Source organism: Allobosea psychrotolerans (assembly GCF_002917105.1).
Lineage (GTDB): Bacteria > Pseudomonadota > Alphaproteobacteria > Rhizobiales > Beijerinckiaceae > Allobosea > Allobosea psychrotolerans.
The window spans coordinates 111860-125988 of sequence record NZ_PQFZ01000001.1; the positions used below are offsets into that span (position 1 = coordinate 111860).

Annotated in this window: 12 protein-coding genes; 7 read left to right on the forward strand and 5 right to left on the reverse strand. The window is 66.0% G+C overall.

Annotated elements, in window-relative coordinates:
- Window positions 1-278: 278 nt before the first annotated feature.
- On the forward strand, window positions 279-1697 hold the full coding sequence (locus CYD53_RS00520; protein WP_103716626.1) for a mannose-1-phosphate guanylyltransferase/mannose-6-phosphate isomerase: 1419 nt from the start codon (window positions 279-281) through the stop codon (window positions 1695-1697).
- A 60-nt stretch (window positions 1698-1757) separates the two neighbouring features.
- Entirely contained in the window at window positions 1758-2507 is a 750-nt protein-coding gene (locus tag CYD53_RS00525; protein WP_103716627.1) for an aspartate/glutamate racemase family protein, read from the forward strand.
- 16 nt (window positions 2508-2523) lie between these two features.
- On the opposite strand, the gene CYD53_RS00530 is transcribed toward CYD53_RS00525, so the two are convergent.
- The 4 genes from CYD53_RS00530 to CYD53_RS00545 form a co-directional block, all read right to left on the reverse strand.
- Window positions 2524-3441, reverse strand: a complete 918-nt coding sequence (locus CYD53_RS00530; protein ID WP_103716204.1) for a 3-hydroxyacyl-CoA dehydrogenase NAD-binding domain-containing protein — start codon at window positions 3439-3441, stop codon at window positions 2524-2526.
- 6 nt (window positions 3442-3447) lie between these two features.
- Window positions 3448-5178 carry an L-arabinonate dehydratase gene (araD, locus tag CYD53_RS00535; RefSeq protein WP_103716205.1) on the reverse strand — a complete coding sequence of 577 codons (1731 nt, stop codon included), beginning with the start codon at window positions 5176-5178 and terminating at the stop codon, window positions 3448-3450.
- An 84-nt stretch (window positions 5179-5262) separates the two neighbouring features.
- Complete coding sequence (locus CYD53_RS00540) at window positions 5263-6210, reverse strand: dihydrodipicolinate synthase family protein (protein WP_103716206.1); 948 nt, start codon at window positions 6208-6210, stop codon at window positions 5263-5265.
- On the reverse strand, window positions 6200-6919 hold the full coding sequence (locus CYD53_RS00545) for a GntR family transcriptional regulator (RefSeq protein WP_245928020.1): 720 nt from the start codon (window positions 6917-6919) through the stop codon (window positions 6200-6202). Before CYD53_RS00545 ends, CYD53_RS00540 begins: the two co-directional genes overlap by 11 nt.
- Before the next feature lie 225 nt (window positions 6920-7144).
- Here CYD53_RS00545 and CYD53_RS00550 point away from each other — a divergent pair, with 225 nt between their 5' ends.
- From CYD53_RS00550 to CYD53_RS00565, 4 genes are all read left to right on the forward strand, one after another.
- Window positions 7145-8113, forward strand: a complete 969-nt coding sequence (locus CYD53_RS00550) for a Bug family tripartite tricarboxylate transporter substrate binding protein (RefSeq protein ID WP_103716207.1) — start codon at window positions 7145-7147, stop codon at window positions 8111-8113.
- 161 nt (window positions 8114-8274) lie between these two features.
- Window positions 8275-8988 (forward strand): ribonuclease activity regulator RraA, encoded by a 714-nt coding sequence (locus tag CYD53_RS00555; RefSeq protein ID WP_103716208.1) that lies wholly within the window; start codon window positions 8275-8277, stop codon window positions 8986-8988.
- A 121-nt stretch (window positions 8989-9109) separates the two neighbouring features.
- Entirely contained in the window at window positions 9110-10204 is a 1095-nt protein-coding gene (locus CYD53_RS00560) for an SMP-30/gluconolactonase/LRE family protein (protein WP_103716209.1), read from the forward strand.
- Between the two features lie 194 nt (window positions 10205-10398).
- Window positions 10399-11901 carry a methyl-accepting chemotaxis protein gene (locus CYD53_RS00565; protein ID WP_181011654.1) on the forward strand — a complete coding sequence of 501 codons (1503 nt, stop codon included), beginning with the start codon at window positions 10399-10401 and terminating at the stop codon, window positions 11899-11901.
- On the opposite strand, the gene CYD53_RS00570 is transcribed toward CYD53_RS00565, so the two are convergent.
- Complete coding sequence (locus tag CYD53_RS00570) at window positions 11902-12939, reverse strand: NAD-dependent epimerase (protein ID WP_103716211.1); 1038 nt, start codon at window positions 12937-12939, stop codon at window positions 11902-11904. It abuts the gene before it with no gap.
- A 442-nt stretch (window positions 12940-13381) separates the two neighbouring features.
- Between CYD53_RS00570 and CYD53_RS00575 the strand changes: the two genes are divergently transcribed.
- A complete protein-coding gene (locus CYD53_RS00575) occupies window positions 13382-13957 on the forward strand; it encodes a hypothetical protein (protein WP_103716212.1) in 576 nt (191 codons plus the stop codon).
- Window positions 13958-14129 lie beyond the last annotated feature (172 nt).

Genomic DNA, 14129 nt, shown 5'->3' on the forward strand with positions numbered 1-14129 from the left:
GGACGAAATTCGGCTGGAAGCGCCGTTCGCGGGATGGCCTCTCTCAGATTGGCTGATCGTGGCGGGCCGAATGTGCCAACTCCATCCGGTATGGCCAAACGACGGGTGACGCCCGCCGCGAACCAGGCCGCCTGGCGTGCCCGGTTTGAACGCCACGCCGACGCGGCGCTTCCTGCTGTCGTCCGCCGGCCTTTCCGCTGCGGCTGGAGGCTGTTATGACCGTCGTCTCCCGTTGTGAAACCTTGCCGATTATCCTCATTCAGGTCGACACCAGCATCATGGCTTCAGCGAACATCATACCCTTGATCATGGCTGGTGGTTCCGGGACGCGGCTGTGGCCTTTGTCTCGCGATACGATGCCCAAACAGTTCATCGGTCTGCTGGATGACGGTCTGTCGACCTTCCAGGCGACGCTGCTGCGCGTGAAGGACGCCTCCTTCGACAAGCCGATCGTCGTCACCAATCATGAATTCCGCTTCGTCGTCGCCGAGCAGATGCAGGCGGTCGGTGTCGAAGGCGACATCGTCCTGGAGCCGGAGCGGCGCGATTCCGCTGCCGCCATCGCCGTCGGCGCGCTCCTGGCGAGCAGCCGGGCGGGAGATGCGATCTGCGTCGCGCTGGCGGCCGACCATATCGTCGCCGATGTCGACGGCTTCCGCGCCGATTGCGCCAAGGCTGCAAGGCTTGCAGCCTCGGGCCTGATCATGACCTTCGGCATCGTGCCGACGAAGCCCGCGACCGGTTACGGCTATCTTGAGCCCGGCGGCGCGCTCGACGTGCCCGGTGCGAGCCGGCTGACTCGCTTCGTCGAGAAGCCGGATGCGAAGACGGCCCAGCTCTATGTCGACCAAGGCTTCCTCTGGAACAGCGGCAATTTCGTTTTTGCAGCCGCCGGTATGATCGAGGAGCTCGACCTCTATGCGCCGGAGGTGATCGCGGGCGCGCGCGCCGCGCTTGCCGAGGCCAAGCGCGACCTCGACTTCCTGCGGCTTGATGCGGCCGGCTTCGCGCGGGCGATGAAGGTTTCGATCGACTACGCCGTGATGGAGAAGACCAAGCATGCCGGCGTGCTCGCGGCGAGCTTCGATTGGTCGGATGTCGGCGCCTGGGACTCGATCTACGAGGTCAAGCCCAAGGACGGGGATGGCAATGTGCTGGAAGGGCCGGTGGTCGCGCTCGACACGCGCGGCACGCTGGTGCGCAGCGAGGACATTCTGACGACGGTGATCGGGCTCGATGACGCCGTCGTCGTGACGACGCGCGACGCGGTCCTGGTCACGACCAAGGCACAGGCCGGCAACGTCAAGGCCCTGGTCGAGCAGATGAAGAGCGACGGCCGGCGCGAGGCGAGCGAGCATCTGCGCATCTACCGGCCCTGGGGATGGTATCAACGCATCGATCTCGGGGCACGGTTCCAGGTCAAGCGCATCAACGTCAAGCCCGGCGGTTTGCTCAGCCTGCAGAAACATTTCCACCGCGCCGAGCACTGGGTCGTGGTCTCGGGAACCGCCGAGGTCACCCTCGACGGTGCGGTGTCCTATATCCACGAGAACGAGTCGATCTACCTGCCGATCGGCTGCACCCATCGCCTCGCCAACCCCGGCAAGATCGCGCTCGAACTCATCGAGGTCCAGGTCGGCTCCTATACCGGCGAGGACGACATCGTCCGCATCGAGGATGTCTACGCGAGAACCTGACACCACGGGCGGGTAGCGTCTTTGCCGCCCTCCATTGCGCAGCTTTTGTGGAATATCCTGATGACGTCACGAGCCCCTTCGCCGCCAACAGGCCGCATTGCGCGCGGCGGCAAGGCGATCTATGGCGCGCCGCTCGGCATCCTTATGCTGGAGGCGCGCTTCCCTCGCATCCTCGGCGATATGGGCAATGGTGCGACCTGGCCGTTCCCGGTGCTGTATCGCGTCGTGTCGGGTGCGAGCCCCGACAAGGTGGTGATGCAGGGCGCTGCCGGCCTGCTGCCGGCTTTCATCGATGCAGCCCGGGATCTCGTCCGCCTCGGTGCGGAGGCGATCACGACCAATTGCGGCTTCCTCTCGCTGTTCCAGCGCGAAATCGCGGCCGCCGTCGGCGTTCCCGTCGCGACCTCGTCGCTGATGCAGGTGCCCTGGGTGCAGGCGACGCTGCCGCCGGCCAAGCGCGTCGGGCTGGTCACGGTTTCGGCCAGGACGCTGAGCCCGGCCCATCTCGAAGGGGCGGGCGTGCCGCTCGACGTGCCGGTTGCGGGCACCGAGAACGGCCAGGAGTTCTTCCGCGTCCTGATCAAGGCCGAGAAGGACGACATGGATATCGACCTCGCCGAGCAGGATGTGGTCGAAGCCGCGCTCGACCTCATCGCGAAGAACCCGGATGTCGGCGCCATTGTGCTGGAATGCACCAATATGCCGCCCTATGCCGCGGCGGTGCAGGCGGCCACCGGATTGCCGGTCTACGACATCTACTCGATGATCACCTGGTTCCACGCAGGATTGCGGCCGCGCGTCTTCGCCTGATCACAGGCGAAGCGAGCTACTCGCTGACGAGTTTGCGTGATTTCAACAAGGCGAGCAGGCCCTCGTCGCGGCGCATCTCCAGTTCAGCGATCGAACGGCCGGCGGCTTCTTCCGCGACGCCGGCGATGATCGCGCGCTGGACCTCCTCGCCCAGGCCGGGATTGCCCAGCGCCTGCCAGCGCCGCACCTGGCTTGGGCCGAGATGGGCGAGGTAGCCAGCGATGCCGCCTTCGCCGCCGCCGAGATGATAGGTCATATGCGGCCCCATCAGAGCCCAGCGTAGGCCGGGACCATTGCACAAAGCCGCGTCGATTTCGGAGACGCTGGCGACGCCCTGCTCGACCAGATGCACCGCCTCCCGGTAGAGCGCCGAGGCCAGCCGGTTGGCGATATGGCCGGGCATTTCGCGGTTCAGGATTACCGGCCGGCGGCCAAGCTCGCGATAGAAGGCGGCGGCGCGCGCAACGACAGCCTCGTCTTCGCCGACGATCTCGACCAGCGGCACGAGATGCGGCGGGTTGAACGGGTGGGCGACGATGATACGGGCGGGGTTGGCGCAATCGGCGACGATGGCGCTGCGGACCAGCGCCGAGGTCGAGCTGGCGATGATCGCATCCGGCGGGCTGCCGGCATCGATGCGGGCGAGCAGCTCGCGCTTCACGGCCTCGTTCTCGGGACCGTTCTCCTGCACGAATTGCACACCGGACAAGGTCGCTGCGAGATCGGCGGAAAAGGCGATGTTGCCGGTGCCGATCAGGCCGAGTTCGGCGAGCTGCGCGCGAGCGCGTTCGACATGAGCGCGAAACTTTACCTCGGCTTCCGGCGCCGGATCATAGGCGGAAACGTCGAGGCCGTGGGCGGTGGCAAGCGCCGCCCAGCTCGCGCCGATCATGCCGGCGCCGACGATGGCGACACGCTGGATGGTTTGTGTCATCGGCGCCTAGTGAATCTCCGGCTCAGGGATCTTCGCCGTGCCTTCGAGATAGTCGAAATCGCAGCCCTTGTCGGCCTGGCGGATATGGGCGGCGGACATCTTGCCGTAGCCGCGCGGGTAGTCGCGGTTCGGCGGCGACCAGATCGCGAGGCGGGCAGCGATCTCTGTGTCGCTCAGATTGACATTGATGCTGCGCGCCTCGACATCGACGCTGATGATGTCGCCGGTCCTGACCGCCGCGAGCGGTCCCTTGATATAGGCTTCGGGCGCGACATGAAGCACGCAGGCGCCGTAGCTGGTGCCGGACATGCGGGCGTCCGAAATGCGCAGCATGTCGCGCACGCCCTGCTTCAGCAGCTTGCGCGGGATCGGCATCATGCCCCATTCCGGCATGCCGGGACCGCCGACGGGGCCGCAATTCTTCAGCACCATGACATGGTCGGCGGTGACGTCGAGGCTCTCGTCGTTCACCGCCTTCATCATCGCATCATAGTCTTCGAAGACCAGCGCCGGACCTGAATGCTTGAGCAGGCGCGGCTCGGCGGCGGAAGGCTTGATGACGCAGCCATCGGGAGCGAGGTTGCCCTTGAGCACGGCCAGCCCATTGGCGGTCGAGACGGCGCGGTCGAGCGGGCGGATGACGTTGTCGTCATAGATCTTGGCCAGCGCGATCGTCTCCGAGATCGGCTTGCCGGTTACCGTCATCGCGTCGGTGTGGAGCTTGCTCTCGAGCTGCTTGAGCAGGGCCGGCAGCCCGCCGGCATAGAAGAAGTCCTCCATCAGGAACTCGCCGGAGGGGCGTAAGTTGGCGATCACCGGCACCGTCCGTGAGAAGGCGTCGAAATCATCCGGCGTCAGCGACACGCCGGCGCGTCCGGCCATGGCGATCAGATGGATGATGGCGTTGGTCGAGCCCGCCACCGCCATATGCACCGTCAGCGCGTTCTCGAAGCTTTTCCGCGTCAGAATCCGGTCAGGCGTCAGATCCTCCCAGACCATCTCGACGATGCGCTTGCCCGCCGCCGCGGCCATGCGGGGATGGGCCGCATCTGCTGCGGGGATGGCTGATGCGCCGGGCAGCGTCAGGCCCAGCACCTCGGCATGGCTCATCATGGTAGCGGCAGTGCCCATCACCATGCAGGTGCCATAGGAGCGGGCGATGCCGCTCTCCATGTCGCGCCATTGATCGTCGGTGATGTTGCCGGCTTCCTTCTCGGCCCAGTATTTCCAGACATCGGCGCCGGAGCCCAGCACCTTGCCGGCCCAGTTGCCGCGCAGCATTGGGCCGGCCGGGACGAAGATGAAGGGCAGGCCGGCGCTGCAGGCGCCCATGATCAGGGCCGGGGTGGATTTGTCGCAGCCGCCCAGCAGCACCGCGCCATCCAGCGGATGGGAACGGATCGATTCCTCGGCCTCCATCGCCAGGAAGTTGCGATAGAGCATCGTCGTCGGCTTTTGGTACTGCTCCGAGACCGACATCACCGGGATCTCGACGGGAAAGCCGCCCGCGGCCCAAACGGCGCGCTTCACCGCCTCGGCGCGGTCGCGCAGATGGGTGTGGCAGGGGTTGATCTCGGACCAGGTGTTGAGGATGCCGATGACCGGCTTGCCCATGAACTCGTCATGGCCGAAGCCCATCTGCAGCGCCCGCGAGCGATGGCCGAAGGAGCGCAGGTCGCTGGCGCCGAACCAGCGCTTGCTGCGCAGGGTGTCGGGCGTCTTGCGGGGATGGGTCATGGCGGCGTGTCCTCGGATGGTTTCTTGATGATGCGTTGTCATTCCGGGTTCGGCCCTATGGGCAGCCCCGGAATGACAACGGTATTACTCCGCCGCTACGCGGGCCGGGCTCCAGCCGGAGACGATGCGGCGCAGTTCCGCGCGCTCGGCCTCGTTCAGTTCGGGCAGGCCAGGCAGGCGCACCGGGCCGACAGGAGTGCCGAGCAGGCCGAGCGCCTCCTTCACCACCGTGACATTGGCGCCGTTACCGTATTTCGTCCGCATCGTCTCGAAGCCGGCGATCTCGCTGACCTGCGCACGCGCCTTGGCGAAGTCGCCCGCCTCCAGCGCCTGCCAGATCGCGAGCGAGCGTTCGGGCGCGACATTGACCAGCCCCGAGGTGAAGCCGCGGGCGCCCAGCGCGTAGAAGGGCGCGGCCCAACCTTCGGCCAGGCCGCAGATCCAGTTGGCGCTGCTGCCTTCCGTGGCGCGGACGCATTCGGACAGCAGCATCACATTGGTCGAGGCGAATTTCACGCCGGCGACATTGGCATGCGTCGCCACGCGGACGAGATCCTTCACGCCGATCGCATCCGAGCGGATATAGGCGACGACGGGCAGCGTCAGCGCCTCGGCGATGGCGATGATGTAGTCGGCCTGCGACTGCGGCGCGGCGAAGGGGTCGAGCGGGTGATGCACCATCACCGCGTCGCAGCCCGCGGTCGCGGCGAGCCTGCCGGTCGAGACGGCTTCGCGCAGCGAGCGGCCGATGCCGGCGGTCACCAGCGCCTTGCCATTGGCGGCCTGCGCGGCGACGGCATGGCTGCGCACGACCTCGTCGGTCGTCATCGGGTAGAACTCGCCGGTGTTGCCGGCGGAGACGATGTTGTGGATGCCTGCGGCAGCGATGCGCGCGACGATCTTGGCCGTCACCGCCCAATCGGCCTCGCCATCTGCCCCCCAGGCGGTGACATGCACGCCGGAGATGCCGCGCAAAGCCTTGCGCACTTTGTTTTCGTGTTTTTGGCTTTCGTGTTTTTGGTCATTCGTCATAGGCCAGTCCCTCCGCATCCGCGCCGAACACCTGGCGCACATGGGCTTTCGCCGAGCGCACGATGTGGCGTCTCATCCTCGTCTCGGCGAGCGCCGGATCGCGTCCCGCCAGCGCCTCGAAAATCGATTTGTGTTCCTCAAAGCCCTGGCCGCGCTCGGCAGGCTCGGAGAGCAGGGCGATGCGCTGGGCGTGATCGTACATGCGCTGGCCGTCGAGCCGGCGCTCGAGATAGGTGCAGCCTGAAATCCGGTGGATCGCGCCGTGATACGCCTCGTTCAGGGTGACGAGGTCCTCGAGCGCGCTATGCGCCGTGGCATGCTCCATGTCGTCGATCAGGCGCGCCATCTCGGCGATGTCGGAATCGCGCAGCCGGTTGGCTGCGATATGGGCCATGACGCTTTCGAGTGCGGCGCGGCCGAGGGCCATTTCCAGAGCCTGCCGGGCCGAGAACTCGACGAAGACGCCGCGCCGGGGTTCCGTCCGGACCAGGCCCTCGCTTTCCAGCTTGCGGATCGCGTCCTTCACCGGGGTGGTGCTGACGCCGAGCATCTCGGCGAGCTGGCGCTCGTTCAGGCGCTCGCCATTGCGGAAGCGCCCGGCGACGATCGCACGACGCAAGCGCTCATGCACATGCTCGCGCAGGGAGCGCAGCAGATGCGGAGCGACGGGCTCGATGGCGATCGATTGCGACACTGCATTCCAGGACATGGCGATTCCAAGACATGGTTTCACGGCCGACGAATCCCGGATGGGAGTTGAGGCCGGCCAGGAGCCCATGGCGGCACCAAACATCACAAACCGCAAGTGCAGGCAAGTCTGAAATTTCAGATTTCAAATCCCGAATGCCGTGCTATGTCACCCTTAAGGCCAAGCCAAGGGCCGCACCGGCGCAACGAGCCGGGACTGGAAAACGCAATGGGAGGATCGCCGACAATGAGACTGACACGCAGGGCCATGGTCGCCGCCGCTTGCCTGGCTGCCGCGCCGGCCGCGATGGCCCAGGGAGATTATCCCTCCAAGGTGGTGACGATCGTCGTGCCCTTCGCCGCGGGTGGCACCACCGACATCCTCGGACGTCTGCTCGCCGAAAGGCTGGGCGCCCGGATGAACGGCCGCTTCATCGTCGAGAACCGGGCCGGAGCCGGCGGCAATACCGGCGTCGCCGCCGTCGCCCGCTCGACGCCCGATGGCTACACGCTGACCATGGGCACGGTCTCGACCCATGCGATCAATCCCGGCGTCTACGCCAAGATGCCCTATGACCACGTCAAGGATTTCGCGCCGATCTCGCAGGTGGCGAGCGTGCCGAACATCCTGATGGTCAATATCGACCTGCCGGCCAAGACGGTGCCGGAGCTGATCGCGCTGTTGAAGGCCAATCCCGGCAAATACTCGTTCGGCTCGTCGGGTGCCGGCACCTCGACGCATATGGCCGCAGAGTTGTTCAAGGTCGCGACCGGAACCGACATGGCCCATGTGCCTTATCGCTCCAGCGGGCAGGTGACGCAGGATCTGCTCTCGGGCCAGATCCAGGTCTCCTTCGACAACATCACCATCGCCTGGCCGCATGTCGAGGCCGGCAAGATCCGCGCGCTCGCCACCGCGACGCCGGAGCGGCTGGGCGTCGCCCCGGACCTGCCGGCGCTGGCCGAGTTCATCCCGGGCTATGCCGCGACCTCCTGGCACGGCTTCTTCGCGCCGTCGGGCGTGCCCAAGGAGATCGTCGCCAGGCTCTCCACCGAGGTGCAGGCGATCATGCGCGAGCCCGGCACGATCGAGCAATTGAAGAAGCTCGGCGTCGATCCCGTCGGTTCGACGCAAGAACAATTCGCCGCCCATATCGCCGCCGAGACCAAGCGCTGGGGCGAGGTGGCGCAGAAGGCGAATGTGAAGATCGAATGATCGAAGGGCCGATCATTCCGCCAGCGCGGCCGCCCGACGTGGCGGTCTGCGCTTCCGGTGCTCACGTACTCGAGTACGCTCCGCTCCGGTTCTCGACCGCCACGCCATCCGTCTCAAGCTGACGAAATGCTCGACCCTTCGCTGGAGCCCCGCTCAAGATCATGACGACCCTCACTCCCGAAAACCGCACCAAGCTGAAGCGCGTCTCGACCGCCACGCTCACCACGGCCCTGTTCAAGCGCGGCTTCCGCAACGTCTTCATTCAGGATGTCAGGCCGCTCAGCCAGAAGTCCGGCTCGATGGTCGGGGAGGCCTTCACGCTGCGCTATATCCCGGCGCGCGAGGATCTCGACCTGCTCTCGGCCTTCGAGGGCACGCAGCATCCGCAGCGGCGCGCGGTCGAGGACTGCCCGCCCGGCCATGTCATGGTCATCGACAGCCGCAAGGATCCGCGCGCGGCCTCGGCCGGCGGCATCCTGGTTTCGCGCCTGATGCAGCGCGGCGTTGCCGGCGTCGTCACCGATGGCGGCTTTCGCGATACGCCGGAGATCGCCGCGATGGCGATCCCCGCCTATCACAACCGTCCGAGCGCGCCGACCAACCTGATCCGCCACCATGCGCTCGACATCAACGCGCCGATCGCCTGCGGCGACGTCGCGGTCTATCCCGGCGACATCATCGTCGGCGACGGCGAGGGCGTCTGCGTCATCCCCGCCCATCTCGCCAACGAGATCGCGCCGGAGGTCTATGAGCAGACGGCCTATGAGGATTTCGTCGCCGAGCGCGTGCGCGCCGGGCAGGGCATCTTCGGGCTTTATCCCGCCGATGCCGAGACCAAGGCAGAGTTCGCCAAATGGCGGCCGAGCTGGTCCTGACCGTTCGCGCCGCCCGCTGCTGAGGCGGCGCGCAGGCTCCAGGACCATATTCGGCGGAAGGCCGGCGAAGACCGGCTGCCGCGTTCCAAGACCATCAACGACAAAAAATCTGGGGGAAACAATGGTTGAAGCATCTCGTCGTCATCTGCTCGCGGGCGGCCTGGCTGCCGTCGCCGGCTCCGCGCTGGCCCGGCCCGCTCTCGCGCAAGCCTTCCCGTTCAAGCCGAACCAGCGCTACCCGGATCCCGCGGTCGAGATCCTCGATCCCAGCTTCGCGAAATACCGGATCTATTCGAGCTCGATCGAGCAATTGGCGACCGGCATGCGCTGGGCCGAGGGGCCGGTCTATTTTCCGCAGGGACGCTACCTGCTGCTGAGCGACATCCCGAACAACCGGATCATGAAATATGACGAGGTGAAGAACAGCTTCACCGTCTTCCGCGAGAATGCCAACTACGCCAACGGCAATGCCCGCGACCGCCAGGGCCGCCTCGTCACCTGCGAGCATTCGGTGACGCGCCGGATCACCCGGACCGAGAAGAACGGCAAGATCACCGTTCTGGCCGACAGCTATGAGGGCAAGCGCCTCAACGCGCCGAACGACATCGTCGTCAAATCCGACGATACGATCTGGTTCACCGACCCGCTCTTCGGCATCAGCGGCGAATGGGAAGGCTTCCGCGCCAAGCCGGAGCAGGCGACGACCAATGTCTATCGCATCGGCACCGACGGCAAGCTCACGGCGGTGATCACCGATCTCTTGAACCCGAATGGCCTCGCCTTCTCGCCCGACGAGAAGAAGCTCTATGTCGTCGAATGGCGCGGGACGCCCAATCGCAGCATCTGGAGCTACGACATCGACGCGCAGGGCAAGGCCGCGAACAAGACCAAGGTGGTCGATGCCGCCGATTTCGGCGCGCTGGACGGCTTCAGGGTCGATCGCGACGGCAATCTCTGGTGCGGCTATGGCAGCAATGGCGCGCTTAACGCGGAAGCGGCCGACGCCGGCGGCCGCAAGGTCTTCTCGTTGAGGGGCAAGCCGGAGGATCTCGACGGCGTCATGGTGTTCAGCCCCGCCGGGAAGCCGCTCGCCTTCATCCGCTTGCCGGAGCGCTGCGCCAATCTGTGCTTCGGCGGCCCCAAGGGCAATCGCCTCTACATGGCGAGCAGCCACTCGCTCTATGCGCTTTACGTCGAGGCGCATGGCGCGGTGTAGCAGGCAGAGTTCGCCAAATGGCAGCCGAACGGGTCGTGCGGCGAGATTAACCTAGTCTTGAGCTCGCGCGTCCAAGCTGTCCATGGGGGAACAAGCGCACGACAGCAAAGCATGGCATGGAGAGAGCGTATCAGCAGCGCCAAGTGCCGAAGATCATAGCGCTTTTGGCGCGCTATCAGATATGGATCAGCAGATTGCTGCGCCTGCCTCTCCTGAATGAGAGGGAGGCGGCGCTGCTGCGGCAGTCGCAGGCGGGCACCTTCGTCACTGTCCTGCCGCCGATCCTGATCTCGAATGTGCTGGCCGCCTGGGTCATCGCGCTCGCGGCGCTTTATTACGGCTGGATCCTGCTGCCTGTCTCCTGGGCGGCCAGCGTTGCTGCCATCGGCTTCCTCGGGATTCGGCAGATCAGGCAGATCAAGGCGCGCCAGCGCAGCGAGCCACCTTCGGAACGCTTCGTCGCGCGCATCATCGCCGACTCGGCCATCATGGCAATGCCTTGGCTGTTGATCGCGGTCGGGCTCAATCCGGGCGTCGCGCCGCAGATGGAGGTGCTCTTTTCGACCATCCTGGCGGGCCTCATCTTCGCGGGCATCTTCACGATGGCGAGCATGCCGGCCGCCGCGTTGATGTTCTCGGGGCTGATCATGGCCGGTCGACTGACCCAGCTCGTCTTCACGGGGCTCGACCAGGCAGTCGCCAACCTTGCCATGCTGCTGATCTACAGCACCGTTCTGGTCATCTCGTTACGGGCCTTCGCGCTGCTTTATATCGAGCGCGTGCGGGGCTCGATCACAGCGGCAACGCTGCGCGAGGAGGCACAGGCGCGCGCGCTGAGCGAGGAACGGCGGCGCCTGCAAGTGGAGGCGCAGGCCGCGGGTTTCCGCGATGATGTCGGCGACATCCTCGGCGCCTTCTCGCAATCGGCGAGCCGCATGAACGAGGCCGCCGAGGGACTGCGGACCATCGCCCGCAGCTCGCACGAATCACTGTCGGGAGCGCTCGGACGGGTCGGTTCGGCCAAGAGCGACATCGCCTCGGTCGAGTTCTGTTCGCGCCGGCTGACGGAGACGATCGGACTGATCCGCCACGAGACCGATGCGACGACGCAGCTCGTGCGCATGGCGGCCAGCGATGTCGTGGCGTCTATTGCTATCAAGACAGGGCTGACCGAGGCGGTGCGCGATATCGGCCAGGTTTCCAACCTGATCCGTGACATTGCCGCCCAGACCAATCTGCTCGCCCTCAATGCGACGATCGAGGCGGCTCGCGCCGGCCCTGCAGGCCGCGGGTTCGCGGTCGTCGCCAGCGAGGTCAAGGATCTCGCCGCGCGTACCGGAGCGGCGACGGAAGACATCGCCCAGCGTATCGAGGAGGTCCGGCTGGCGACCGAGCGTTCGCTCGCGGCTGTGATGAACATCAGTGCCTCGACGGATGCGATCGTGGGTGCGACCGGCGGCATCGTCATTGCCGTCGACCAGCAAGCCGAGGCCATCGAGACCATGTTGGCCCTGCTGGCGCGCGCCGTTTCCGAGGCCGAGCAGGCGGCGCAAGCGATCGACCGCGTCGTGGCCGATGCCGCCCGCACGCTGGAGAGCGGCGAGGAGATTTCCCAGGCCGCGGCCGGAATCGATGTTTCGGCGATCCGTCTCGACGAATCCGTCGCCCGGTTCTCCCGCGACGTCGTCAGGGGCTGATCAGCCGGGTGTTCCGATGCGGTAGAATTCGCGGTACCAGGCGACGAAACGCGCGATGCCGGTCTCGATCGGCGTGTCCGGCCTGAAATCGACCTTCGCCATCAAGGCGGAGACATCGGCGAAGGTCGCGGGCACGTCGCCGGGCTGCATCGGCAGGTGATGCTTGATCGCGGGCTTGCCGCAGGCCTGCTCGACCGCCGCGATGAAGCGGTCGAGCCGCACGGGCGTGTGGTTGCCGATATTGTAGATGCGGTGCGGGGCGGCTGCCGTCGCCGGATCCGGGCGGGCCTGGTTGAAGGCAGGATCGGCCTGGGGCGGCGCGGCGACGAGCCGGACGATCGCTTCGCTGACATCGTCGACATAGGTGAAGTCGCGGCTCATCTCGCTTTCGGCGTAGACGTCGATCGGCCGACCCTCGAGGATCGCCTTGGTGAACTTGAAATAGGCCATGTCCGGCCGACCCCAAGGGCCGTAGACGGTGAAGAAGCGCAGGCCCGTCGCCGGGATGCCGTAGAGATGGGCGTAGGAATGCGCCATCAGCTCATTGGCGCGCTTGGTTGCTGCGTAGAGCGAGACCGGATGATCGGCGCCGTCATGCTCGCTGAACGGCGTCTTGGCGTTGGCGCCGTAGACCGAGCTCGACGAGGCATAGATCAGATGATCGACGGGGTTGTGCCGGCAGGCCTCCAGCACCGACAGGAAGCCGTCGAGATTGGCGCTGGCATAGGCGCGCGGATTGTCGAGCGAATAGCGCACGCCGGCCTGGGCCGCGAGGTGAATGACGGCGTCGGGCCGGTAATCCGCGAAAGCCGACAGAAGCCGGTCGTAATCGGCGATATCCAGCGCTTCGAAGGCAAAGTCCTTGCGCGGGGTGAGCCGGTCGAGCCGGGCCTGCTTCAGCGCCGGGTCGTAATAAGGCGTGAGATTGTCGATGCCCAGAACCTGGACGCCCTGGGCGAGCAGCGCCTCGGCGACATGGTAGCCGATGAAGCCGGCGGCTCCAGTCAGCAGGATGCGTTGCTGGCGAGTGTTGGTCATCTGGCGACGCGCCGTCCCTTGCCGCGGAGATGGCTGGCAGCGGGAGAATGTTTCGCCGCCGGCTCCCCCATAGCGCCGGCAGCGAATGGCGGCCTGCGGGCCGCGACCGGGTTCGATTGCAGCCTCGTCCTCTTCGGATGATTTGCGGCGTGAGGCAAGAGCCCGAAGCTGCCGCGCCGCGCCGGTTCCGCGGGATTCCCGGCCATGACGGCCTATGGCAGACCGGCGATGAGCCGGGAAGAACCGGCAATTTCTGCCTCCTGGACCTCGCAACGTGGCAAAAGCTGCCGGATCATTATGGCAAATAATTGATTAATCAATTGATTCAATTGCGTTTTTCTCCGGCTCGGCAATTGCGTGCCGCTTGCCAAGGGGGCCGGTACCGATGCGGCCCTCGCCACCGGCATCGATGACCCAGAGGGGCCAGTCAGGAGAGCGTTCCATGAGTAGCGTATCGTCCAGCGCGCAGAACTATTCCCGGTTCGAGACGCGCGTCCAAAGCCGGCTGAGCGCCGACATTGCCTCGGGCAAGATTTCGGCAGCGGACGGGACCGCGCTCGGCAGCGCGCTTGGCGACATCCAGCAGCAGCTCACCGCCAGCTCGACCCAAAACAGCTCATCGTCCACCAGCGGGAAGCTGGGAACGACGGTCGGTTCGCTCATCGATGGCGAGGTGTCGTCGGGTAAGCTGACCAGCGCGCAGGCCGACGAACTCAAGAGCCTGCTCGGGGGCGGGCACCGCATCGGCGGCGGGCATCATGGCCACAAATCCCAGGCGGCCAAGAGCGACCGCAGCGATCAGGATAGCGACGATACCCAGACGGAGCTCGCCGGGGTGCTGAACGCGGCCTCCTCCAACGCGGCGGATTCCAGCGCCGCTGCCGATCCGCTCGCGGAATTCCTCAAGATCCTGCAGAGCGCCCAGCAGACCTTGTCCAGCTCATCCTACAACGCGGCCGGCGCAAGCGCGACCAAGACCCCCAGCGCAAGCCTTGGCCTGGTCGACACCACCTGCTGACGGGCGCGGCGGCAAAATAGAACGGCAGGGATGGAAACGGGACGGGCCGATGCATGTTGGCCTGGTCCCTCATCGATGTCATCTGACAACCGCACCCCGTTTGGGGAAAGCGTTGGTAGCGGGAGAGGGCGCCATACCGCTGCCCCGAGCGCCCAGGCAATTTCGGTTAGCA